The following is a 21964-nucleotide window of genomic DNA, read 5'->3' on the forward strand; positions in this document are numbered from 1 at the left end:
CTGAAGATGCCACACGAGATGCCACGCGCCGTCGCGCGCGCAAGGCCGCTCCCCTTCCCACCGGGCGCGCCGGGTGTGCTAGGCCGCGAGGCGTGCCGAGCGTCCTCCTCGATTTGCGCATGGTGCACGGCCGTCTGCACGGCATTGCCCGCTACGCCCTGGAGCTGGCGCGGCGGCTGCCCGCGCTCGCCCCCGACTGGCGCTTCAGCGCGCTGGTGCCCGCGGGCGGCCTTCCCGCGGGGCTCGGCGCGCTCGCCCCGCGCATCTCGCTGCACCCGAGCCGCGCCCCCTTCCTCTCGCTCCTCGAGCAGCCCCTGCTGCTCGCCGAGCTCACGCGGCTCTCGCCGGACCTCTTCCACGCGACGAGCTTCTCGCTCCCGTTGCTGTGGCCGGGGAAGCTCGTCGCCACGCTGCACGACGCGAACCACCTCGCGCTGCCCGAGCTCTACGGCCCGGGGCGCCGCGCCTACTACCGGCTCGTGGTGGGGCCGCGCGCGCGCCGCGCCTCGGCGCTGCTCACCGTCTCCGACTTCTCGCGCGAGGAGCTCGCGCGCCACCTCGGGCTCAGCCCCTACCGGCTGCAGGTGATCGCCCCCGGCGTGGACGCGGGCTTCGCGCCCCCCACCGCGGCCCAGGCGCAGGCCTTCCGCGCAGCGCACGGGCTGCCCGCGCGCTACCTCGCGGTGGTGGGCAACCCCAAGCCCCACAAGAACCTCGCCCTGCTCGCGCAGCTCGCGGCGGAGTGGCCCGTGCCCCTGGTGCTGCTCGCGGGCCAGGGCACGCGCGAGGCGCTCGGCTTTCCCGCGAGCACGCGCGAGCTCGCAGACCTCCCCGAGGAGCAGATGCCGCTGTTCTACGGGGCCGCGACCGCCCTCCTGATGCCCTCGCGCTACGAGGGCTTCGGCCTGCCTGCGCTCGAGGCGCTCGCCTGCGGCTGCCCGGTCGTGGCCTCCACGGGCTCGGCGGTGCACGAGGTGACGGGCAGCGCAGCGGTGCTGCTGCCACCGGACGACGAGGGAGCCTGGCGCGAGGCGGTGCTGCACCTGCTGCGAGACGACGCCCAGCGTGCGGACCTGCGCGCGCGCGGCCTGGAGCGCGCGGCCCGCTTCAGCTGGGAGGACTGTGCGCGGCGGACCCTGGCGGCATATGCGCGCGCACTCGAGGCACCAGCGCGAGCCCCATGACCAGCGGCAGCGCCGCGGACACCTGCGCGTGGAAGAGCGGATCGTGCACGGCGCTCAGCACGCAGAAGAAGGCGAGCGCGCCCAGGCCTGCGAGCCCCTCGGCGCTGTCGCGCGACATCCGCCGGGCGAGCGCCACCCCGAGCAGCACGAAGAGCAGCGCCCCCACCATCCCGGTCTCCGCCGCCATGCTCAGCAGCTGGTTGTGCGCCTTGCCGGCGTTGCTCAGCACGTAGTCGGGCGTGTCCGGCCCGGCGAAGCGCGAGGGCCGGAAGCGCCCGGGCCCCACCCCCGCGATGGGGTGCGCCCGCACGGCGCGCAGGCCCGTGGCCAGGATGGCGCTGCGATCCCCCGAGCCCTCGGACGTGAGGCTCGAGCGGAAGCGCTCGCGCAGCGGCGCGACCAGCCCCAGCGCGAGCACGGCCGCCAGCGCGAGCGCCGCGCAGGCCGCGAGCGCCGTCCTGCGGGGCAACCCCAGCAGCAGCATCAGCCCCAGCGCCACGACGAGGCTCGCCGCCGCCGCGCGCGCGTAGGGAAAGAGCCCGACCGACACCAGCCCCACCAGGGCCACCGCGAGCGCGAAGGCGCGCTCGCGCCCACGCAGCCGCAGCCCGAGCGCGAAGGCCGCCACCACCGCGAAGCCGCCGACGTGCGCGAACTTGAGCCGGTGCAGCGGCAGCCCGCCGCCCATGAAGCGCCCGGGCGCGCCCGGCACCTCCTCGTAGACGCGGTCGAGGGGAAGCCGCGTCCAGCGCAGCCACTGCAGCCGCTCGAGCGAGGGCCATAGCCCGTAGTACTGCAGCGCCGCGAGCGCGCACGAGACGAGGAAGAGCGCGCCCAGCCCCAGCGCGAGGCGCCGCCGCTGCGCGGGCGCGAGCAGCGCGAGCGCGAGCGCCGCGACCGGGATGCCCAGGAAGTCGAGGGTGCGCGCGACGCCCGTGCCGCTGGGCGGGTGGCCCGCGAGCGTGGGGGCGAGCAGCGCCCAGAGCAGGAACGCGAGCAGCGCGGCCCCCTCGCGCAGCAACGGGCGCGGCGCGGGCCGCACCGCGCGCAGCCAGGCGAGCGCGCCCACCGCGCACAGGGCCATTCCCACGGGCGCGAGCGCCTCGAGCCAGAGGCAGCCGGCGCCCCACAGCGCGAGCCCTCCCGCGAAGAGGGTGGAGAGCGGCGAAGCGCGCGCAGGGCTCATCGGGCGGCCCGGCGCTGGATGCCCTCGGTGCGAAGCCACAGCACCGCGCTCGCCACCGCCAGCACCAGCGTGGGAGCCCACGCCGCGAGCCACGGGGGCAGGTGCTGGTTGGTGGCCAGCGTGCGGCCCACCACCATCATTCCCCAGAGCACCACCACCACCACCAGGCCCTCCACCATGGCCATGGTGAGGTGGCCGCGGCGCCCCGGCCTCAGCGCGAGCCCCACGGCGAGCAGCGCCGCGGGCAGGCCTGCAATCCCGTAGGCGAAGCGGTTGTGCAGCGCGAGGCTGAACAGCGCGGTGGGCAGGCCCACCTCCTTGCGCGCGTCGAGCTGCTGGCGCAACTGCGGCACGCGCATCTGCTCCGGACGCCCCGGGCGGATGCGGAAGGCGCCCCCGGCCACGCCCAGGTCCACCACCTCGTGCGCCGCGGAGCGCAGGTGCGTCGCGCCCTCGGGCGTGAAGGTGCGCTCCACCACGCCGGTCAGCTCCCACTGCGTGCCCGCCAGCGGGCGCATCCGCTGCGCGTCCAGGCGCCGCGCGAGCCGGAAGTCCGAGGTGAGCGTGAGCACCGTCGCGTCCTCGAAGCCCGCCTGGGCGTCGCCGCCGCGCAGGTAGAAGACGCGGTCGCCCCGGCGAAACCACTGCTTCGGGGTGTAGTAGAAGCGCCAGTCGCCCCAGCGGTTGAAGCGCTGGGTGTTGATCTCGTCGATGCGCCGCCCCGCGCGCACCACCACGCTCTCGTCGAAGGCGATGAGCCCCAGCCCCAGCACCAGCGCGCACAGCCCGATGGGCAGATACAGCGCCGCGGGGCCGAAGGTGAGCGCGCGGATCGCCGTCACCTCGCCGCGCTTGCGCAGCGAGGACACCGTGGCCCCGGCCGCGAGCAGCATCGCCGCAGGGCCGAGCTGGTGCGCCGCGACCAGGGCCTTGTTCGCATAGAGCAGCGCCGCGGCGGCCACCCAGCCCTCGCCGGTGAAGTTGCGGCCCCGGTCCACGAAGTCCGCCACCAGGAAGATGGCGAGCACCGCGCCGAGGATGCCCACGAAGAACTGGAGATAGGTGCGCACCACGTAGCGCAGCAGCGTGCCCCTCATGACGCCGCCCCCTGGCGCCCCAGCCGCGCGAGCGCGACGAGCCCCAGCCCCGTGAAGAGCACGTTGGGCAGCTGCGCGGCGAGCAGCACCGGCAGGTGGCCCGCCATGGCCTGGGTCTCGAACAGCCGCGAGAGCACGTAGTAGGCGACGTAGCTGGAGAGCGTGAGCAGGTAGCCCCGCGCGCGCCCGCCGCGGCGCCGGCCGATGGCCAGGGGTGTGCCCAGCAGCGCGAAGGACAGCGGCGCGAGCGCGTTGCCGAGCCGGCTGTGGAAGTGCATGAGGAACTGGCGCGGGTCCTCGCCCGCCGCCTCGGCCTCGCGCGCGGCCTGCAGCAGCTCGCCCGGGGTGAGCTCCTCCTTCGGAGAGCGGAAGCGCTGGTTCTTGCGCCGCAGGGACTCGTCCACGCCCACCGCGATCTCCCCGCGCTCGAAGTGCACCACGGCGTAGTCGCTCGCGGTGAGGTTCGCGCGGTGCGCCTCGCCGTCCTGCAGCCCCAGGGTCAGCGCCGCGCCGCGCCCCGCGGTGTTCACCTGGCCCTCGCGCGCGAGCACGAGCAGCGGGGAGGCCGGGTCGCGGTCGTCGTGCATGAGCACGTGCGTCCAGCGCTGGCTCGCCGGCTCCACCCCTTCCGCGTACAGCGTGAGATTGCTCAGGTCCTCGTAGAAGACGCCGGGCTTCACGTCCCCCACCACGTTCTTCTTGATGACCTCCTCCACCAGCTGCTTCATCTGGGTGAGGCCCCAGGGCTCCGCGCTGTAGGCGAGCAGCAGCATCACCCCGCACAGCGCCGAGCCGATGAGCACCGGCGCGCGCACCAGCTGCAGCGGGCTCACTCCCAGCGCCTGCAGCGCCGTGAGCTCCCGGTCCTCGCTCAGGCGCCCCAGCCCCAGCAGGATGGCCAGCAGGAAGGCGATGGGCAGCGCCATCACCAGGAAGTGGGGCCCGAGGTAGAGCAGCAGCCTCCCGAAGTCCCCGAGCGTGACGGCCGAGCCCAGCAGCACCTCCGTGCCGCGCAGGAACTGCATCACGAAGAGCAGCAGGAACAGGAAGGCCACCCACACCACCAGCGGGACGAGCAGCTCCTCCAGGATGTAGCGCGCGAGCAGCTTCACGACCCGCCGTGCCGCATCCCGCGCGCGCCGATGTCCCGGCGCAGGTGCGCCCCCTCGAAGCTCACCCCGGCCGCCGCCGCGTACGCACGCTCTCGGGCCTGGGCGAGGTCGCGCCCGCGCGCACACACGGTGAGCACGCGGCCGCCCGCCGTGAGCAGCGCGCCCTCGCGCTCCTCCACCCCGGCGAAGAAGATCGGAGCCTCGGGCGCGAGCGCCCCCTGCCCCTCCAGGCCGCGGATGGGCTGGCCGCGGCGCGGCGCCTCGGGATAGCCCTGCGCCGCCATCACCACGGCCACCGAGGCGCCCGGGTGCATGCGCAGCGTGCGCGCCTCGAGACTCCCGCGCGCGCAGGCATCCAGCAGCGGCAGCAGGTCCTCGTCCAGCTGCAGCATCAGCACCTGGGTCTCGGGGTCACCGAAGCGGGCGTTGAACTCGACCACCTTGGGCCCCTCGCGGGTGAGCATCAGCCCCGCGTAGAGCGCGCCGCAGAAGGGCGTGCCGCGCCGGCGCATGGTGGCGAGCATGGGGGCGATGATCGTCTCGCCCACGCGCGCGAGCTGCGCCTCGTCCAGGAAGGGCACGGGCGAGTAGGCGCCCATCCCGCCCGTGTTCGGGCCGGTGTCCCCCTCCCCCACCCGCTTGTGATCCTGCGCGGTGGGCATCAGTGCGTAGCGCTCGCCGTCGCACAGGGCGATGAGCGACACCTCCTCGCCCTCCATCAGCTCCTCGAGCACCAGCTGCTGGCTCGCGGCGCCCATGGCCCCCACCGCGCGCACCGCCTCGCGCGCCGAGGCCACGTCCGGCGCCACGATGACGCCCTTGCCCGCGGCGAGCCCGTCCGCCTTCACCACGATGCGGCCCTGCGCCACCGCGTAGGCCTCGGCGGCCTGCAGCTCCTGCGGCGTGTTGCGGAAGACGCGGAACGCGGCGGTGGGCACGCCCGCCTCGGCCATCACCTCCTTGGCGAAGGCCTTGGAGCCCTCGAGCTGCGCGGCCGCGGCGCGCGGGCCGAAGCAGGGAATGCCCGCCTCCACCAGCGGGTCCGCCACGCCTGCCACGAGCGGGGCCTCGGGCCCCACCACCACCAGGTCCACGCGCTCGGCGCGCGCGAGCGCGAGCACGGCCGAGGGGGAGTCCGGCGCCACGGCCACGTGCCGCACGCGGGGGCCCAGCCGCGCGGTGCCCGGGTTTCCGGGAGCACACAGCAGCTCCGTCAGCCGCGGGCTCTGCACGAGCTTCCATGCGAGCGCGTGCTCGCGGCCACCTGAGCCCAGGAGAAGCACCTTCACGTCTGCCTCACTGTTCCAGCGCGAAGAGCGCGCGCTTGGCCACGAGGTACGCCGGGTCCAGCCCCACCGTCCTCAGCAGGCGCGTGCGCGCCGAGTCCACTGACGAGCCCGCCTCCAGCTGCGCGAGCCGAACCTCCGCCGACAGCAGCGAGGGGGAGAGCGCGAGCGCCTCGCGCAGCGCGCGCTGGGCGGGCTCCGCCTTCCCCTGCGCCGCGAGCGCGAGCCCCAGGGCGAGCTGCGCCACCGGGTAGCGGCGGTCCTGCGCCACGGCGCGCTCGGCGAGCGGCCGCGCGGCGGCCGCGCCCGCGGTCCCGCCCCGCTCCAGCGCCACGAGCGCGCGGTAGGCGAGCGCCTGCGCGTTGTTCAGGTCCCGCGCGAGCACCCGCTGCAGCAGCGCGTCCGCCTCCGGAAGCTGCCCCTGGTAGAAGCGCAGGGCCCCCGCGTAGAGGTCCGGCACCATGTCCTCCGGACCGCTGCGCAGCCCCGCGAGCGCTCCGTCCACGCCCCGCAGCAGCTCGTGGGGCTGCAGGTAGAAGTCCGTCACCACGGGCCGGGGCGGCGGGCGCAGCGGATCGGCCTGCAGCACCTGCGCGAGCACGCGCGCCGCATCCTCGCGCTGCCCGGCGCTGGCCGCCGCGAGCCCCTCGAGCAGCAGCGCATCGCTGCGGCGCGCATCGAGCCGGTAGGCCTCGAGGAAGGCCTCGCGTGCCTTGTCAGGGGCGGCCTGCAGCAGGGCGAGCCGCCCCGCGAGCAGCTGCCCCAGGGCCGGGTCCGCGAGGCCCGCGCGCGCCGGAGCGAGGTGCGCGGCGGCGACCGCGGCGTCGCGGCGATCCAGGGCGAGGAGGAAGCGCTGCAGGTGCGCCGCCGGCAGCGCCGCGTCCAGCGCCAGCGCCTCGTCCGCGGCGCGCTCGGCCTGCGCGGCATGCCCCGCGGCGCGCTCGGCGGCCGCGAGGTGGACGAGCGCCGAGGCCACGTCGCGCGCGGGCTGCTGCTCGCGCTCGCGCAGCAGGCTGCGCAGGCTCGCGACCGCGGGCGCCGGCGCCCCGTCCACCTGGTAGCGAAGCACCGCGAGCGGCACCTGGGCGCGCAGCTCCTTCGGGTAGGCGCGCGCCTGGGACTCGTAGAGGGCGCGCGCCCGCGGCACGTCGCCCACCTCGAGCAGCACGCGCGCGAGCGCCTCGATGCTCTCGCGGTGGCCGGGGTCCAGCTGCAGGCGCCGCTCGAGTGCCGCGATGGCCTGGCGGTAGTCGCCCGCGGCCTCGGCCGCCAGCGCCCGCTCGCGGTGCACGATCACCAGCTTCGGGTTCAGCGCGAGGGCCTCGTCGAAGTGCTGCGTCGCGAGCGCGAAGGAGCCGTGGGCGTAGCCGTGCCCCAGCACCCGGTGGGCCTCGGCCTGGTCCGCGGCCGAGACGTCCTTCGCGGCGAGCACCGCCTCGGCCAGCTGCCGTGCGCGCTCCTGCTCCGTGTCGCCCGCGCGCGTCTGCAGCAGCGCGGCGCAGGCGAGCTGCACGGCGGGGTTGGCCCCTGCGCGGCCCTTCGCCGCCTGGATCAGCGCCAGCGCCTCCGCGTACGCGTCCTGCTCCAGCGCAGCGCCGCGGCCCAGCGCGAGCGCACGCACGTAGCCGGCGATGGCCGCGTCGCTCTTCGGGTCGAGGAGCAGCGCGCGCTGGAAGGCCTCCTCGGCCTCGAGGTAGGCGCCCTGCTCGTCCTGCGCCATCAGCCGCGTCCCCTCGGCGAGCTGCTGCGCGGCGCTGCCCTGCACGTCCACGTGCATCAGCCGCCAGCGCGGGAGCACCGCCTGCACCGCCTGCGGCAGGGGCTGCTCGCGCGCCGCCTCCCGCTGGGTGCGCGCGCGCTCGCGCAGCATGTATGCCGCCGCTCCACCGAGCACGAGCACGCCCAGTCCCGCTGCCGCGAGCACCCGCGGCCAGCGGACGCCGGGGCGGTCGCGCTGCAGCGCGATGGGCGCCATGGGCAGCGTGCGCTCGGTGCGCGCGTCCCCCGGAGGCGAGCTGCCCGCGCCGCGCTGCGAAGGCGCTGCCCCGAGCGGGATGCGCAGCGTCGGCGTGGAGGCGGACGCCTCCTCCGCAGCGCTGCGACACGCCTCGCAGGTGCCCAGCGCCTGAGAAACCGGATCCTCCAGTCGCCCACCACAGCGGTCGCAGGCCACCGGGAGCTCCAGCCGCTCGACGGGCGCGGCCGGCTGCTCGCGTGTCACCCGCCGCGCGCGCCCCCCGGCAGAGGGAGGCGGCTGCGCGGGGTCCTCGGGGGCCAGGTCCTGGAAGGCCAGGTCATCGGAGCCGAGGCCAGGAGGCGGGCTGTCCGCGACGGGCACCTGCGGCGGCGGCGCCACCGTGCGCGGGGCGGGCCCGGGCCGCGGCTCGGGCGCCGGCGCGCCGGCTGCGGGAGCGGGTCGCGGCGACTCGGGCGCACGAGGCCGGGCGGCCTGCGCGCGCTCGGGCGGCCCCTCCGGCCGCGGCCGGGCCGAGGGGGCCAGCGGAACGGGCGCTACGGCCGGGGGCGGGGGTGCAGCGCTCGCGCGCTCGGGTGCAGGGGGAGGCGCGGCAGGAGACTGCGCGGGCGGGGCAGTCGCTGCGTCCGGCTCGCGCCGCACCACCTGCTGGTGGCGGCAGCGCGGGCACTGGGCGCGCACGCCCCGCGGCGTGACGTGCCGATCGTCGATGGCATACGCGGCCGAGCAGCTCTGGCAGACGATCCGCATCGCTCAGTGCCGGAAGTGTCGGACTCCCGTGAGCACCATCGCCATGCCGTGCTCGTCCGCTGCGGCGATGATCTCCGCGTCGCGCACCGAGCCTCCCGGCTGGACGACGCAGCTGGCGCCCGCGCGCGCGGCCTCGTCGAGCCCATCCCGGAAGGGGAAGAAGGCGTCGGAGGCGACGGCACTGCCCTCGAGCGCCTTGCCGCCCTTGCCGGTGGCGATCTTCGCGGAGTCCACGCGGCTCGTCTGGCCGCCGCCCGAGGCGAGCATCCGGTCCTCCGCCGCGAACACGATCGCGTTGCTCTTCACGTGCTTGCACACCCGCCAGGCGAAGCGCAGCGCGCGCTCCTCCGCCGGCGTGGGGGCGCGCTTGGAGACCACCTTCCACTCCAGCTCCGGCTCGCGCGCATCCTTGTCCTGCAGCAGGAGTCCGCCGGACACCGTGCGCGCCTCGAGCTGCGCGCGCGGGCGGGCGCTGGTCGCGGCGAGGCCGGCGCCGGCCTCCAGCAGGCGCAGGTTCTTCTTCGCCGAGAGCACCTGCAGCGCAGCCGCCGAGTAGCCCGGAGCAATCACCGCCTCGAGGAAGGTCTCCGCGAGCGCGCGCGCCACCGCCTCGTCCACCTCGCGGTTGAGCGCCACGATGCCGCCGAAGGCAGACACCTCGTCCGCGGCGCGCGCGGTGCGGTACGCGCGCTCGAGCGAGTCGTCACAGGCCACGCCGCACGGGGTGTTGTGCTTGATGATCACCGCGCAGGGGCGCTCGGGGAACTCGAGCACCAGGCCCAGCGCCGCATCCAGGTCCAGCAGGTTGTTGTACGAGAGCTCCTTGCCCTGCAGCACCTTCGAGAAGGCCACGGTGGGCTCCGCGGGCGGGGCGAACTCGCGGTAGAACGCGCCCTTCTGGTGCGGGTTCTCGCCGTAGCGCAGCGCCTGCACCTTCTGGAAGCTGAGGGAGAGCTCCTCCGGGAAGGACTCACCGCCGCGCTCGGCGAGGTAGGCGGCGATGGAGGCGTCGTAGGCGGCCGTGTGCGCGAAGGCCTTGCGCATCAGGCGCCGGCGCGTCTCCTCGCCCACGCGGCCCCCCTGCAGCTCCGCGAGCACCGCCTCGTAGTCGCCCGGGTCCACCACGATGGACACGTGGCGGAAGTTCTTCGCCGAGGCGCGCACCATCGCGGGCCCCCCGATGTCGATCTGCTCGATGACCTCGGGCTCGGCCGCCCCGGACGCCACCGTCTGGCGGAAGGGGTACAGGTTCACCGCGACGAGCGAGATGGGCTCGATGCCCTGCGCCTGCATCTCCGCCTGGTCGCTCGCCAGGTCGGGGCGGCCCAGGATGCCGCCGTGGATGCGGGGGTGCAGGGTCTTCACCCGGCCGCCGAGGATCTCGGGGCTCTGGGTGTGCTCGGAGACCTTGGTCGCCGGGACGCCCGCCTTCTTGAGGGCGTCCAGCGTGCCGCCCGTGGACAGGAGCCGGAAGCCGAGCTTCACCAGTCCCTGGGCGAATGGAACCAGACCGCGCTTGTCGGAAACGCTGAGTAGGGCCAGCACGTGCTTGCGCGCCTCGCTGTGTGGGAGGGGGCCCGTCTAGCAACCACCCCCCGGGGTGTCAACGCGCTGCGCAGCGGCGGCAGTCCCCGCTTTTCAGGGCTTTCGCGCGGAGACGGGCGGGTCCGCGTCGATGTCCTCGCGCAGCTTCATCAGGCCGCGCGTCTCCACCTGGCGGATGCGCTCGCGGGTGAGGTTCATGATCTCCCCCACCTCCTCGAGCGTGATGCCCCCCTTCTCGGCCACGTCCAGGGCGCACGTGTACTCGAGCTCCCAGATCTCCTTGTCCGGGAAGTTGAGCTTGATGGACCCGGTGTCCGGGTTCACGTCCAGGTAGAGGTTGTGCTTGCAGGAGACGAAGAGGCAGGGGCGCGCGCCGTTGACGCAGTCGGCGCGGGTGCGCGGGCGCTGGGACTCCACCGCCTTGAGCAGCTCCCCCTCCTCGGGGTCCACCTGACCGGTGAGGCGACGGCGGCGCAGGTCGCGGGCCATCTCCTTGCGCGACATGGTCTTCGAACGCTGCCGCTCGGCAGGCTCACCGGCACCGCCGGCCCCGGCCCCCACTGCGGACGAGGTCCCCTCGGGCAGCTGCTCCTTCGCTTCAGACATGTCCCCTCCGATGGAACGACAGTGGCCGGCGCCCCGGGGCCGGCATTCTATTGCGAACGGATCGTTTCGTCTGCATGCGATGTCACCGCGCTCCCCAGCCGGGCCACGTCCCGGACCAGATCTTGCGCGCGGCGGCGCAAAGTTTCCAGCTCGGCCTCGAGCGCGCGCCGTCGCTCCGAGCCCAGTCCCCGCTCCTCGAGCTCCCCTTGTAGCCCGTCGAGCAGCCCGGCCAGCTCACGCTGCAGCTGGTCGATGTGCCCCTTGTAGAAGACGAAGGAGCGCCGGATGTCCTCGAGCGTGTGCCCCTCGGCCATCATCCGCTTGATGGCGTTGATGCGGCGCACGGCCTCCACCGGGTACAGCCCGCGACTGCCCTGGTGCTTGCCCTTGCGCCCCACCCGGCGGCTGCGCGGCAAGAGCCCCACCTGCACGTACTTGCGGAAGGTCCCCTCCGACAGCTGAACGCCGCGCGGCCGGAAGATCTCCAGGATCGCGCTCGCCGGCAGCCCCGCCGCGTAGTCGCGCTCGATCCGCTCGAGCTCGGCCGCGTCCAGTGGCCGATATGTAGTCCATTCAGTGGAGCCCATTGAATATGCGCTACTGAATGCCACAGGCAGGCAAGCGGCGTCAAGGGTGCGCGGACGTGCGCGCGCACCGGGGGCGCGAAGTGATCAGCGGTGGACGGAGCGCTACGACGTCGCGGCAGGAGGCCGCGGGCCCGCGCGGGCGGCTACTTCAGCCGCGCGCGGAACGGGACCTTCACCGTCTTGCCGGACTCGACCGTGGCCACGCGCGTCTCGGCCGGGGAGTTCGGGTGCTTGAAGCTCACGGTGTGTCTGCCGGGCGCGAGCGCGAAGGTGGCCGTGCCCTGCACCACGCCCTCGGAGCGGCCGTCGACGAAGACGGTGGCGTAGGGATAGACGAGCACCTGGAGGCTGCCGGGCTGCTGGGTGAGCTCCTCGATCTCCGGGTCCACGCCGGCGTCCGCCGCCTCCGCAGGCTCGGGCGACGCGCTCGGCGCGGAGACCGCGGCCACCGGCGGCTGCACGGCGGGCGGCGCCCCACCCTCCTCGGCCCTCGCGGCGACGGACGGCGCCACGGACGCAGGAGACGCAGGGTGTCGAGGGCGCAGCGCCGCTGCACCGGCCACCACCACCCCGAGCCCGAGGCCGCAGGCGGCGAGCAGCGCCCAGCGCCGCCGGGGCGCGGGCGGGGGCGGAGGCTGCACGGCAGGCAGGCCCTGGTCCGTGGGAGCCCGCGCCGCCTCGGAGAGCGCGGGGCGCGGCGGCAGGACGAAGGTGGGCGCGTGCACGTCCTCGTCCGCCGAGGCCGGCGCGAGCGGGGGTGCTGCGGGCGGCCCGGTGCGCGCGGCCCCCCGCTCCGCAGGCGCGGGCGCAGACGCCACCCCCGGGCGCGGTGCCTCCGGCGGTGGCAACCCCTCTGCGCGCGGCGCCTCGGGCTGCGAGGGACGCCGCGGGGACGCCGCCTCGCCGCGGCCCCGGCCGCCCGGCATCACCGCTGTGGGCTCGCGCACGGCGCGCACCGCGGGGGCCGCGGCCTCGCCGGCCGGGGGCGCCGCAGCGTGCGTTCCGGCGAGCTCGAGGGAGAACCCCGTGGGGAGCTCGGCCAGCTGGGTGGGCCCGTCGTGCAGCACGCTGCGCACGAACTCGCCCACGTCCGTGTCGTCCACGGAGGCGGCGTGCACGAGCACGCACTGGGCGAGCGCCCGCTCGAGCTCCCCGGCGCTCGCGAAGCGGGCAGCGGGGTCGCGCTGCAGGGCGCGCATCACGGCGGCGTCCAGGTCCGCCGGCACGTCCGGGTTGAGGCGCGCGGGCGGCACGATGAGGCACTCCTGCACGGCGCGCAGCACGGCCACGTCGGTGTCGCCCTCGAAGAGGCGGCCTCCGGTGAGCATCTCCCAGAGCACGATGCCCAGCGCGAAGATGTCCGTGCGCGCGTCCACGACGTCGCCGCGGGCCTGCTCCGGCGCCATGTACGCGAACTTGCCCTTGAGCATGCCGGGCGCGGTGAGCTGGTTGCCCGCCTTGGCGATGCCGAAGTCGGTGAGCTTCACCGCGCCCTCGAGGCTGAGCAGCACGTTGTGCGGCGTCACGTCCCGGTGGACGAGCTGCAGCGGCTGGCCGCGGTCGCTGAGGCGGTGGGCGTAGTGCAGCCCGCGGGCGACCTCCGCGCCGATGTGCGCGACGAGCGTGGGCGGCATGGGGCGCAGCAGCGCCTTGCAGCGCTTGCGCAGCTCCCACAGCGAGCAGCCGCGCACGTACTCCATCGCGAGGTAGTAGCTGTCGTCGTGCTTGTCGAAGTCGAAGATCTGCACCACGTTCGCGTGGTTCAGCCGCGAGGCGAGCCGGGCCTCGGCCTTGAACATCTCCACGAAGGCGGGGTCGTCCGCGAGGAACGAGCGCACCCGCTTGATCACGACCTCCTTCTCGAAGCCCTCCACCCCGCGCGCGGTGCACAGGTAGATCTCGGCCATCCCGCCCTCGGCGAGCTTGCGCCGCACGAGGTACTTGCCGATGGGGGTCCCGGCCGCGAGCGTCACGCGCGACTCCCCGGCGGGGCGCGGTGGGAGCAGGGGCGGCGGCAGGAGCGGTGGCGAAGGTCGAGGGACACGATGCGTCTGGCAGGAGGGGCGCCTGCCTGCCCCCGGAGCGCGCGGCAGCGTACGCGCGAGCGCGGAAGCGGGTCAAACGTCGCGGCCGCCCTACCCTCCGCGCCGCACCCGGCGCACTTCACGCGTCTCGCGCATGAGCGCCTCGAGCTCGTCCAGCTGGCGGCGCAGCACGGGCATCAGCGCGGGCACCTGGTCCACCCGGTCGAAGAGCTCGAGGATGCGGTCCACGCGCCCCTCGATCTCCTCGGCGCGCACGGAGGAGATGCGGCGCAGGAGCAGGTCCGCGCCCGCCTCCAGCAGCACCCGCACCACCGCGTCGCGCGAGCCCAGCGGCTCCTCCTGGCGGCGCTGGCCACCGCCGGGCAGCACCCGCAGGCGCGCACCCGGGGCGTGGCCGGCGCGGCGCGCGCTCGGGAGCTGCTGCTGGGAATCTCCGGAGTTGCTCTGGCTCACCCGACGCCTCCTCGGCTGCTGCAGGGACGAGCGGAAGGTACAGACTGCGGGCGAAGCTCCAACTTTCCGGTCATCTAAACAGGCCGCTGCACACCTGTAGCAGCCAGCCCTGTCACGCTGCGGCGGGGCCTGTTTCTCGGCCCTCGCCGCCCATTCCTAACGGCCGCTAGCTGCAGGCGCGACGGTACGAGACGGCGATCTTGGCGCCCGGCGGCGGGGTCACGTCGAAGACCACGCTCTGGGTGTCCGCGTCGTAGTGCCAGCCGGTGGCCGGGGTGCCGTTGACCGTGACCTGGATGCTCCCCGAGGTCGCCGGGCTGCTCAGCGGGAAGGTGTTCTGCGGAGAGAACGCCTTGTTGGCCACCGTGCGCAGCAGGGGCGCGTAGTCGCCCGCGCAGATGGACTGCACCTCGCCGCCGGTGAGCTTGGCGATCTCCGCGTAGCGCTGCCCGCCCGCGCCGGCGCTCGCGCACCCGGTCTTGGTGGGCGCGATGGCGTAGACGGTGACGCGCTGGGGCTGGTTCTCGCCCTTCTTCTCCTGGAGGAACTTCACGTACGTGAGCACCTCGTCCGGCGAGTTGTCGTCCTCGTCGCCCACGAACACCACCGCGAGCGCCGCCTCGTCGCGCAGGAAGCCGGCGTTGCCGTCCTTGGGCGTCGCCGTGCGCGGGTCGTCCGCGTTGTTGACGAGCGGCACGGAGAGCGCGCGGCGCATCGCCTCGAAGCCCTCCTCGCGCAGCGAGCACAGGCCCACCTGCGAGTTGTTCTGCAGCACGCCGGCGAGGTTCGGGGTGTTCTGGTTCACGATGCGCGGCGAGCTGTTGTCCACGGGGAAGAAGCGCCCCGCCTCGCCGCCCTGCGCGCCGCCCGGGCAGGCGTTGCTCGCCGGGTCGATGCCGGTGGTGGTGACGGCGGCGTGCATGTCCACGCCCTTCTGCAGGGCCGCGTCCACGAAGGCCGGCAGCGCCGCGGTGAAGCGCGGCTGCTCCTCGACCATGGTGGGCGTGTTGTCCACGACGAAGAGCACGTCCACCTTCGCGGCGTCCTGCTGGATGAAGGTGTCCGTCTTCTCCGTGCGGTCCGAGGACTCGCCGATGAGCGGCACCATCAGGGGCGCCGCGAGGTCCACCGTGTCCACGTAGAGCGGCGAGAGGTTCATGCCCGGCACCTTGGCCGCGTAGTCCACGGCGACGGTGAAGGCCTCGCCCGGCGCCAGCGTGAAGGGCAGCGTCTTGGGCCCATCGGTGATCTTGAACTCGCCGTCCGTGGTGCCCGCACCAATCGCGACGTCGCGGATGGTGAGCGTGTCCGAGCAGGCGTTGAGGAAGTTCACCTCGCGCGCGGGCGGCGGGCAGATGTTGAGCTCCGCGCCGAAGTCCAGGTAGCGCGGCGAGGCCACGAGGCAGGCACTCTGCACGTTGGCGCGCAGCGGCAGGAGGATGAGCGGGTCGGCGGGGTTCGCCTGCTGGATCTGCATCATCCCCTCGAAGCGGCCGCTCGCCTCCGGTGCGGTGAAGCCCACCTGGAAGCTGAAGTAGTTGCCCGGCGGGATGATGAGGCCGTCGAAGGCGCCGCCCGGCATGTTGAAGGTGCCGCCGCCGTCGTCGCGCAGGCGCAGGTTCTTCACCGCGCAGTCGGACTGGCCCTGGTTGAGCACCTTGAAGCCGAGCACCGCGCCCTTGCGCGGCGGCACGGTGCCGAAGTCCAGGCCCGCCTCGGGGGTGATCTTCAGGTCGCAGGGGGGCAGCGCCACCGCGCTGCCGCGCACGTTGAGCTTCACGGTGGCGCCGTTGTAGGCGTCCGTGCGGATGACGAGCACGTCGCTCGCGGGGCCCTCGCGCACCGGCTCGTAGAAGATCTTGAAGGTCACCTCCTCGCCCTGCTGCAGGACGTAGGGGGTGGCGAGGGGCGCGTTGGTGAACTGGCCATCCGCGGGCCGCGCGGCGTCACCCCACGAGAGCCCGAGCAGGCGCAGCGGGCCACCGTTGTCCGCGCCGCAGTTCTTCACCGTCACCAGGCGGAAGGTCTTGGAGCCCAGGGGCTTCTCGCCGAAGAGCACCTCGCCGCCGGAGGGCGAGAGGCACACCTCGGAAGCGCCACCGAAGCCGCGCATCGTGATCTCGGTGGTGGGGTGGCGCTTGCTCTGGACCGTGAAGCGCGCCGAGTCCTCGGCGAGGTTCGGGTGGCCCGGGCTGTAGGTCATGGTCCAGCTGCGGGTCTCCCCCGGCTGCAGCACCAGCGGCAGCCCGGTCACCTCGCCGGAGAAGGACGCGTCCTTGCCGTCGCGCACGAAGCCCGTCACCGTCACCGGCTCGGTGCTGATGTTCTTGATGCTCATGGGCTGCTGCGCGTCGCGGTCCAGCGGCACCGCGCCGAAGTCGATGTCCGGCGGCACCGCGATCACCGCCTGCTCGAGCGCCTCGGCGGCCACCTGCACCGGCACGTCCGCGCAGCCGCGGCACGGGGTGATGGCGAGCACCACGTTCTTGATGCCCACCTCGTGCGGCGAGAAGGTGACCGGCACCTCGCGCTTCTCGAAGGGGGCGAGCGTCAGCGGCGCCATGCTGAACTCGGCCTGCTGCTCCTTGGTGCCGAGGAACTTGGGGTTGACCTCCACCGGCAGGTCCGAGGGGTTCTCCAGCGCGAGCTGCAGCGTCTTGCTCGAGTCCGCCTCGATGCGCCCGAAGTCCAGGCGCGAGGGGCTGATGCGCGCCCACGCGTCCACGCCCGTGCCGGTGAGGGGCACGCGCAGCTGGCGCGCCTTGGAGGAGTCCGTCTGGATGACGAGCGTGGCCGGCATGTCGCCCGGAGCGAGCGGCGTGAAGCGCACCTTGAGCTGGCTGGCCTCACCGGGCGAGAGCTTGTGGGGCCCCGCGTCCTGGAAGCGCGCCACGTACTGTCCCGCGGGCCCCTCCACCCAGGCGTCCTGCACGGTCACGGTCATGCGGCCCACGCTGCGCAGCGTGAACTCGACCTCGCGCCCGTCGAACACCGCCACGCGCTGGAACTGCATGCCGCCGGGCGACACCGTGAGCTGGCCGTCCGTGAGCGTGGTCCGCTGACGGTCCACGCACCCCGACGCCATCCCCACTCCCACCAGTCCCACCACGAGGCTCAAGAGGCCCCAACGCCGATCCATGGCTCCCAACCCCCTCCGCGACGCCACTCGTCCCACCATGCCGGAAACGGGCCGATGCCCGTGCCGGATCAGGTCGCGAAGCTAGGCACCCCCCTCTGGGCAGGCAACTGCCCACGCAGGCGAAAGCGCTGCGCCGTGTGTGGAAGCGCGTTGCCCTCTGCTGCAGTGTGCGCCGGGAGGTGCGCGGGATCAGTTCAAGCCCGGGGCCAGCAGCGCCGAGAGCGGCTCGCGCCCGTCCCACGTTCCACTGGCCGACAGTGGGCGCAGCCGCGCGAACAGCTCCTCGCTGTACCAGCCCTCGCGCCGCGTGCGCTGCACGACACCTGCGTGGCGCTGCCCCGCGTAGGCGAAGCCGCGCACCGCGGCGCCGCTCTGCCAGAGGCTGAAGGTGGCCTGCTTGAGCAGCGGCACCTCGCCCGCGGCGAGGCTCGCGACCAGCCCCTCCTGCCGCGCGAGCACCTCCTCGAGCGCGGCCGCGGCGGCGCGAAAGGCGCGCAGGTGGCGCAGCCGCAGCGTGGCCCGGGTGAGCACGACGAGCGGAGCGGCCGCCCCCTGCCCGTCCTCGGCTCCCGGCGTGAAGCCGGCGAAGGGGTCCACCCCACCCCACGCCCCGTGCCAGCGCACGGGCCGCATCCGCAGCGTCCACTGCTCCACGGCGCGCGCGCGCCAGCCGGCCGCCACGCGCGAGTGCGCCTCGAAGGCATCCAACGCCGCCGCCGAGTCCCACACCGTGAAGGCCGCCCAGCGCGTGGGCTCCCAGGGCCCGAAGCCCCGCCCGCGCGCAGTGCCCAGGAGGCGGAAGAAGCGCAGGCCGGGCGTGCGCGCGAGCTGCATCGACTCCAGGCCCTGGCGCAGCAGGGCCCCGGGCACGCCGCGCGGCGCGTAGCGCAGCAGCGTGAGGGCGGCGAGGGGCGAGGTCGGAGCGAGGAGCGTCACGGGGCCGGCGCCCACCGGAGCACGGACGGGGCGCGCGCGCAAAGGGGAAGCAGGCGTCAGTCCGTGGGCCGGCTGCGCCGCAGGCGCTTCGCCTCGTAGAGCGCGCGGTCGGCGCGCTGCAGCAGGTGCTCGGCGCTCTCCTCCCAGTCGCGCTCGCTCGCGCTCGCGAGCCCGAAGCTCGCCGAGAGGTACACCTCGCCCTGCTCGAGCAGGATGGGGCGCAGCCGCAGCTCCTCCTCCACGCGCGCGACGAAGCGCCCGGCGCCGGCGCGATCCGTGTCCGGCATGGAGACCACGAACTCGTCCCCGCCAATGCGCGCGGCGAGATCTCCGGAGCGCTTGCACGCGCTGAGCGCCTGGGCGAGCGCGCGGAGGGCCTGGTCACCGGCCGCGTGGCCGAAGCGATCGTTGAGCTCCTTGAGCCGGTCCTGGTCCACCATCACCACGGTGAGCTCCGTGCGGGTGCGCGCGGCGCTGCGCAGCGCGGGCGTGAGGAAGGAGCGCAGGCGGCGGCGGTTCGCGAGCCCGGTGAGATCGTCGGTCGCCTGCAGGGCGCGCTCGCGGCGCAGATCCTCGGAGCGCGCGAGCGCGTTGCGCACGCGCGCCACCAGCTCGTCGGCCACCACCGGCTTGGTGAGGTAGTCGCTCGCGCCCGCCTCGAAGCAGAGCACCTTCGCCTCGGTGTGGGTGGAGGCGCTCACCACCAGCAGCGGGATGTGGGCGGTGTCCTCGTCGCTGCGCAGGAGCGAGAGCAGGGAGAGCCCGTCCAGCCCGGGCATGTTCAGGTCGGTGACGATGATGTCCGGGCGCAGCGCGCGGGCGAGCTCCGCGGCGCGCACCCCGTCCGGGGCCAGGTGCACGTCGAAGTAGCGGGCCAGCAGCTCCCCCACCCCGTCGCGGCTCTCGCGGTCGTCGTCCACGTAGAGGACCCGGAAGCGCCCTTTATGGGAATCGGCGCCCGCCTCGGGCACGGCCGCGAGCAGCCCCCCCTCGTTCGCCGCCCCCCACCCGCCGCCCGGCGAGCCCAGCCGGCCGAGCTGCTCCTGGGCGCGCGCCAGCTCCGCCTCCACGCGCCGCACCAGCTCGCGCTGGGCCCCATCGAGCGCCTGCGCCACGGGCCCGCCGAGCAGCAGCGCACGCAGCCGGGCCTGGACCTCGGCGAGCGCCGCGCCGAGCTCGTCCGCGGCGGCGGCGACCTGGGGCGGCGGCGGGGCTGGGTTGGGGGCGTCGGCGTCCAAGGCGGGGTCCCGTGGGCGCCCTCCCTCCGCTGCCGGAGGCACGGTGCCCAACGAAGAGTGCAACCCCCCGGTGCGGGCTGCGCTTCCGCTGCGGCCGGCCGGAAAAGCGAAAGGCCCCCAAGTCCGAAGACTTGGAGGCCTTTCACGGGGAGTGCCCAAGGGGGGACTCGAACCCCCATGCCTTGCAGCGCTGGCACCTCAAGCCAGTGTGTCTACCAGTTCCACCACCTGGGCAATTCGCGGCCCCTCTATGCCTGAGCGGGCCTTGCGGTGCAACGCCTTTTTGAGGCGCTGCAGCCGCTTGTTGCTACTGCTTCGGCGCGGGCGCCGGAGCGGCGGGAGCCGTCTGGCCCGGGCGCGCCTGCTCCACGGACGCCGGCGCACCGGAGGCCGGCGCGGGCGCAGGAGAGGTGCCCACCGGGTTCGCCGGAGCGGCCGGCGCAGGCGCAGCCGCCGCGCGGCGCGCCGGCAGGGGGCCCGCGGCCACCGACGAGCGCATCCCCACGAAGGAGAGGCCCAGCGAGGTGAGGAAGAAGAGCGCCGCGCAGATGGCGGTGAGCTTGCTGAGGAAGGTGACCGCACCGCGGCCGCCGAAGGCCGTGGTGGCCGCGCCGCCGCCGAGGGCCGCGCCCATGCCGGCGTCCTTACCCGGCTGGAGCAGAATGACGAAGATCATGAACACGCACAGCAGCACGTGCACGGTCGTGACGAAGGCCAGCATGGAATCCCTTTGGCGAAGCGGCGCGTGAGTCGTCCCCCGACAGCCCTTCGGCTTCGGGGGACGCGCACCGTACAAGAACTGACAGCGCGGAGACAACCTTCTCGTGCCCTCCCCGGAGTTGCCGGGGCGCCCGAGCGGGCTAGCGCCCCGCGCGCACGATGGCGGCGAAGTCCGCCGCCTTGAGGCTGGCCCCACCCACCAGGGCGCCGTCCACGTCCGGCTGCCCGAGCAGCTCCGCGGCGTTGTCCGGCTTCACGCTGCCGCCGTACTGGATGCGCACCCGGGCGGCCGTGGCCCCGTCGTGGAGGCCCGCGAGCTGCTGGCGGATGGCCGCGTGGACCTCCTGCGCCTGGGCGCTGGTGGCGTTGCGGCCGGTGCCGATTGCCCACACCGGCTCGTAGGCGAGCACGAAGCGGCCCACCTGCTCTGCGGAGAAGCCGGCGAGCGCCCCCTTCACCTGGCGGCTCACCACCTCCAGGGTGCGCCCCGCCTCCCGCTCCTGCAGGGTCTCGCCCACGCAGACGATGGGCAGCATCCCGGCCTTGAGGACGGCCTGGCTGCGGCGGTTCACCGTCTCGTCCGTCTCGCCGAAGAACTGCCGGCGCTCGCTGTGGCCCACGATGACGTAGGCGCAGCCGAGCTCCTTCAGCATGGGGGCGGCCACCTCGCCGGTGAAGGCGCCGGACGGCTCCCAGTGGCAGTTCTGCGCAGCGAGGCCGAAGCCGCTGCCCGCGAGCGCGCCGGCCACCGGGTGCAGGGCGGTGAAGGGCGGTGCGAGCACCACCTCCACCCCGGCAACCTCTTTCAGCAGCCCGCGCAGCTCGCCCACCAGCGCGAGCGCCTCGGCCACCGTCTTGTTCATCTTCCAGTTGCCCGCGACGATCTTCACCCGGGCTCCGGTCGCGCTCGCCATCTAGCGGGTCTCCAGGGCCTTGATGCCGGGCAGCTCACGCCCCTCGAGGAACTCGAGCGAGGCGCCGCCGCCGGTGGACACGTGGCTGAGCTTGTCCGCGTAGCCCATCTGCTGCACGGCCGCGGCGCTGTCGCCGCCGCCGATGATGGTCACCGCGTCGCGGTTGTTGGCCATGGCCTCGGCAATGACGCGCGTGCCCTCGGCGTACTTGGGGACCTCGAAGAGCCCCATGGGGCCGTTCCAGAGCACCGTCTTCGCGTCGCGGATCCACTGCGTGTACATGGCGCGCGTCTTGGGACCGATGTCCAGGCCCATCATCGTGTCCGGGATGACGCGGTCGTTCACGTCCACCTTCTGCCCGGCCTCGCCGAACTCGGTGGAGCACACGTGGTCCACCGGCAGCACGATGGGGGTCTTCAGGCGCTGCGCCGCGTCCAGCATCTTGGTGGCGAGCGAGAGCTTGTCCTCCTCCACCCGGCTCTTGCCCACGTTGATGCCCTGCGCCTTGAGGAAGGTGTACGCCATGGCGCCGCCGATGAGCAGCGCGTCCACCTTGGGCAGCAGGCTCTCGATGACCTTGATCTTGTCGCTCACCTTCGAGCCGCCCAGGATGGCCACGAAGGGCTTCTGGGGGTTCTTGAGCGCGCCGCCCAGGTACTCGAGCTCCTTGCGCATGAGCAGGCCCGCGGCCTTCTCCTTCACGAAGGGCACCATGCCGGCAGTGGAGGCGTGGGCGCGGTGCGCGGTGCCGAAGGCATCGTTCACGTACACGTCCGCGAGCGCCGCGAGCTCGCGCGCGAAGGCCTCGTCGTTGGCCTCCTCCTCCTTGTGGAAGCGCAGGTTCTCGAGGAGCGCCACCTGGCCCTCCTTGAGCTCGCGCACCAGCTTCTTCACGCCGTCACCCACGCAGTCGTCCGCGAGGATGACCTCGTGCTTGCCGCCGAGCAGCTCGGAGAGGCGGCCCGCCACCGGCTCCAGGCTGAGCTTGGGGTCCGGGCCCTTGGGGCGGCCCAGGTGGCTGGCGAGGATGACCTTGCCGCCCATCTCCAGCGCGCGCCGGATGGTGGGCAGGGCCTCGCGGATGCGGGTGTCGTCGGTGACGCGCTTGCCCTCAAGGGGGACGTTGAAGTCCACCCGGATGAACACGCGCTTGCCGGTGAGCTGCAGCTCGTCGATGTACTTGATCACGGG

17 protein-coding genes and 1 tRNA gene are annotated in these 21964 nt (G+C 74.2%); 1 reads left to right on the forward strand and 17 read right to left on the reverse strand.

The window, feature by feature from the left end; all coding sequences use genetic code 11:
• Positions 1-119 precede the first annotated feature (119 nt).
• Positions 120-1184: a glycosyltransferase family 1 protein gene (locus FGE12_RS02755; protein ID WP_153864859.1), complete on the forward strand. Its 1065-nt coding sequence runs from the start codon at positions 120-122 to the stop codon at positions 1182-1184.
• Here FGE12_RS02755 and FGE12_RS02760 read toward each other — a convergent pair.
• The 17 genes from FGE12_RS02760 to pgk form a co-directional block, all read right to left on the reverse strand.
• On the reverse strand, positions 1108-2370 hold the full coding sequence (locus tag FGE12_RS02760) for an O-antigen ligase (protein ID WP_153864598.1): 1263 nt from the start codon (positions 2368-2370) through the stop codon (positions 1108-1110). The two genes, FGE12_RS02755 and FGE12_RS02760, sit on opposite strands and share 77 nt — an antisense overlap.
• Positions 2367-3467: an LptF/LptG family permease gene (locus tag FGE12_RS02765; RefSeq protein WP_153864599.1), complete on the reverse strand. Its 1101-nt coding sequence runs from the start codon at positions 3465-3467 to the stop codon at positions 2367-2369. Before FGE12_RS02765 ends, FGE12_RS02760 begins: the two co-directional genes overlap by 4 nt.
• Positions 3464-4579, reverse strand: a complete 1116-nt coding sequence (locus FGE12_RS02770) for an LptF/LptG family permease (RefSeq protein ID WP_194797503.1) — start codon at positions 4577-4579, stop codon at positions 3464-3466. The genes FGE12_RS02765 and FGE12_RS02770 overlap by 4 nt, the downstream gene beginning before the upstream one ends.
• A complete protein-coding gene (gene purD / locus FGE12_RS02775) occupies positions 4576-5868 on the reverse strand; it encodes a phosphoribosylamine--glycine ligase (RefSeq protein ID WP_194797504.1) in 1293 nt (430 codons plus the stop codon). The genes FGE12_RS02770 and purD overlap by 4 nt, the downstream gene beginning before the upstream one ends.
• Positions 5869-5875: 7 nt before the next feature.
• Entirely contained in the window at positions 5876-8590 is a 2715-nt protein-coding gene (locus tag FGE12_RS02780) for a zinc-ribbon domain-containing protein (RefSeq protein ID WP_153864600.1), read from the reverse strand.
• 3 nt (positions 8591-8593) lie between these two features.
• Positions 8594-10135 (reverse strand): bifunctional phosphoribosylaminoimidazolecarboxamide formyltransferase/IMP cyclohydrolase, encoded by a 1542-nt coding sequence (gene purH, locus FGE12_RS02785; RefSeq protein WP_194797505.1) that lies wholly within the window; start codon positions 10133-10135, stop codon positions 8594-8596.
• Positions 10136-10228: 93 nt separating this feature from the next.
• Positions 10229-10741: a sigma factor-like helix-turn-helix DNA-binding protein gene (locus tag FGE12_RS02790; protein WP_153864601.1), complete on the reverse strand. Its 513-nt coding sequence runs from the start codon at positions 10739-10741 to the stop codon at positions 10229-10231.
• Positions 10742-10788: 47 nt separating this feature from the next.
• Positions 10789-11328: a MerR family transcriptional regulator gene (locus tag FGE12_RS02795; protein WP_153864602.1), complete on the reverse strand. Its 540-nt coding sequence runs from the start codon at positions 11326-11328 to the stop codon at positions 10789-10791.
• Between the two features lie 143 nt (positions 11329-11471).
• Complete coding sequence (locus FGE12_RS02800) at positions 11472-13301, reverse strand: serine/threonine-protein kinase (RefSeq protein ID WP_194797506.1); 1830 nt, start codon at positions 13299-13301, stop codon at positions 11472-11474.
• Positions 13302-13463: 162 nt separating this feature from the next.
• Positions 13464-13826 carry a hypothetical protein gene (locus FGE12_RS02805; RefSeq protein WP_370458864.1) on the reverse strand — a complete coding sequence of 121 codons (363 nt, stop codon included), beginning with the start codon at positions 13824-13826 and terminating at the stop codon, positions 13464-13466.
• 166 nt (positions 13827-13992) lie between these two features.
• A complete protein-coding gene (locus tag FGE12_RS02810; protein WP_153864604.1) occupies positions 13993-16965 on the reverse strand; it encodes a choice-of-anchor D domain-containing protein in 2973 nt (990 codons plus the stop codon).
• A 189-nt stretch (positions 16966-17154) separates the two neighbouring features.
• Positions 17155-17901, reverse strand: a complete 747-nt coding sequence (locus FGE12_RS02815) for a spheroidene monooxygenase (RefSeq protein ID WP_153864605.1) — start codon at positions 17899-17901, stop codon at positions 17155-17157.
• Positions 17902-17957: 56 nt separating this feature from the next.
• Entirely contained in the window at positions 17958-19139 is a 1182-nt protein-coding gene (locus FGE12_RS02820) for a diguanylate cyclase (protein WP_153864606.1), read from the reverse strand.
• A gap of 152 nt (positions 19140-19291) precedes the next feature.
• Positions 19292-19373: transfer RNA gene (locus tag FGE12_RS02825), tRNA-Leu, on the reverse strand.
• A 73-nt stretch (positions 19374-19446) separates the two neighbouring features.
• Positions 19447-19860: a preprotein translocase subunit SecG gene (secG, locus tag FGE12_RS02830; RefSeq protein ID WP_153864607.1), complete on the reverse strand. Its 414-nt coding sequence runs from the start codon at positions 19858-19860 to the stop codon at positions 19447-19449.
• Between the two features lie 139 nt (positions 19861-19999).
• On the reverse strand, positions 20000-20773 hold the full coding sequence (tpiA, locus tag FGE12_RS02835; RefSeq protein ID WP_153864608.1) for a triose-phosphate isomerase: 774 nt from the start codon (positions 20771-20773) through the stop codon (positions 20000-20002).
• Entirely contained in the window at positions 20774-21961 is a 1188-nt protein-coding gene (pgk, locus tag FGE12_RS02840) for a phosphoglycerate kinase (RefSeq protein WP_194797507.1), read from the reverse strand. It lies immediately after the preceding gene.
• Between the last annotated feature and the right edge of the window lie 3 nt (positions 21962-21964).

Source organism: Aggregicoccus sp. 17bor-14, from assembly GCF_009659535.1.
In the GTDB taxonomy this organism is placed as follows: domain Bacteria; phylum Myxococcota; class Myxococcia; order Myxococcales; family Myxococcaceae; genus Aggregicoccus.

Coding starts and splice junctions, on each gene's coding strand:
- FGE12_RS02795 (WP_153864602.1), bottom strand. CDS start 11,328: ATGGGCTCCACTGAATGGACTACATATCGGCCACTGGACGCGGCCGAG.
- FGE12_RS02790 (WP_153864601.1), bottom strand. CDS start 10,741: ATGTCTGAAGCGAAGGAGCAGCTGCCCGAGGGGACCTCGTCCGCAGTG.
- FGE12_RS02780 (WP_153864600.1), bottom strand. CDS start 8,590: ATGCGGATCGTCTGCCAGAGCTGCTCGGCCGCGTATGCCATCGACGAT.
- FGE12_RS02760 (WP_153864598.1), bottom strand. CDS start 2,370: ATGAGCCCTGCGCGCGCTTCGCCGCTCTCCACCCTCTTCGCGGGAGGG.
- FGE12_RS02755 (WP_153864859.1), top strand. CDS start 120: ATGGTGCACGGCCGTCTGCACGGCATTGCCCGCTACGCCCTGGAGCTG.
- secG (WP_153864607.1), bottom strand. CDS start 19,860: ATGCTGGCCTTCGTCACGACCGTGCACGTGCTGCTGTGCGTGTTCATG.
- FGE12_RS02810 (WP_153864604.1), bottom strand. CDS start 16,965: ATGGATCGGCGTTGGGGCCTCTTGAGCCTCGTGGTGGGACTGGTGGGA.
- FGE12_RS02765 (WP_153864599.1), bottom strand. CDS start 3,467: ATGAGGGGCACGCTGCTGCGCTACGTGGTGCGCACCTATCTCCAGTTC.
- tpiA (WP_153864608.1), bottom strand. CDS start 20,773: ATGGCGAGCGCGACCGGAGCCCGGGTGAAGATCGTCGCGGGCAACTGG.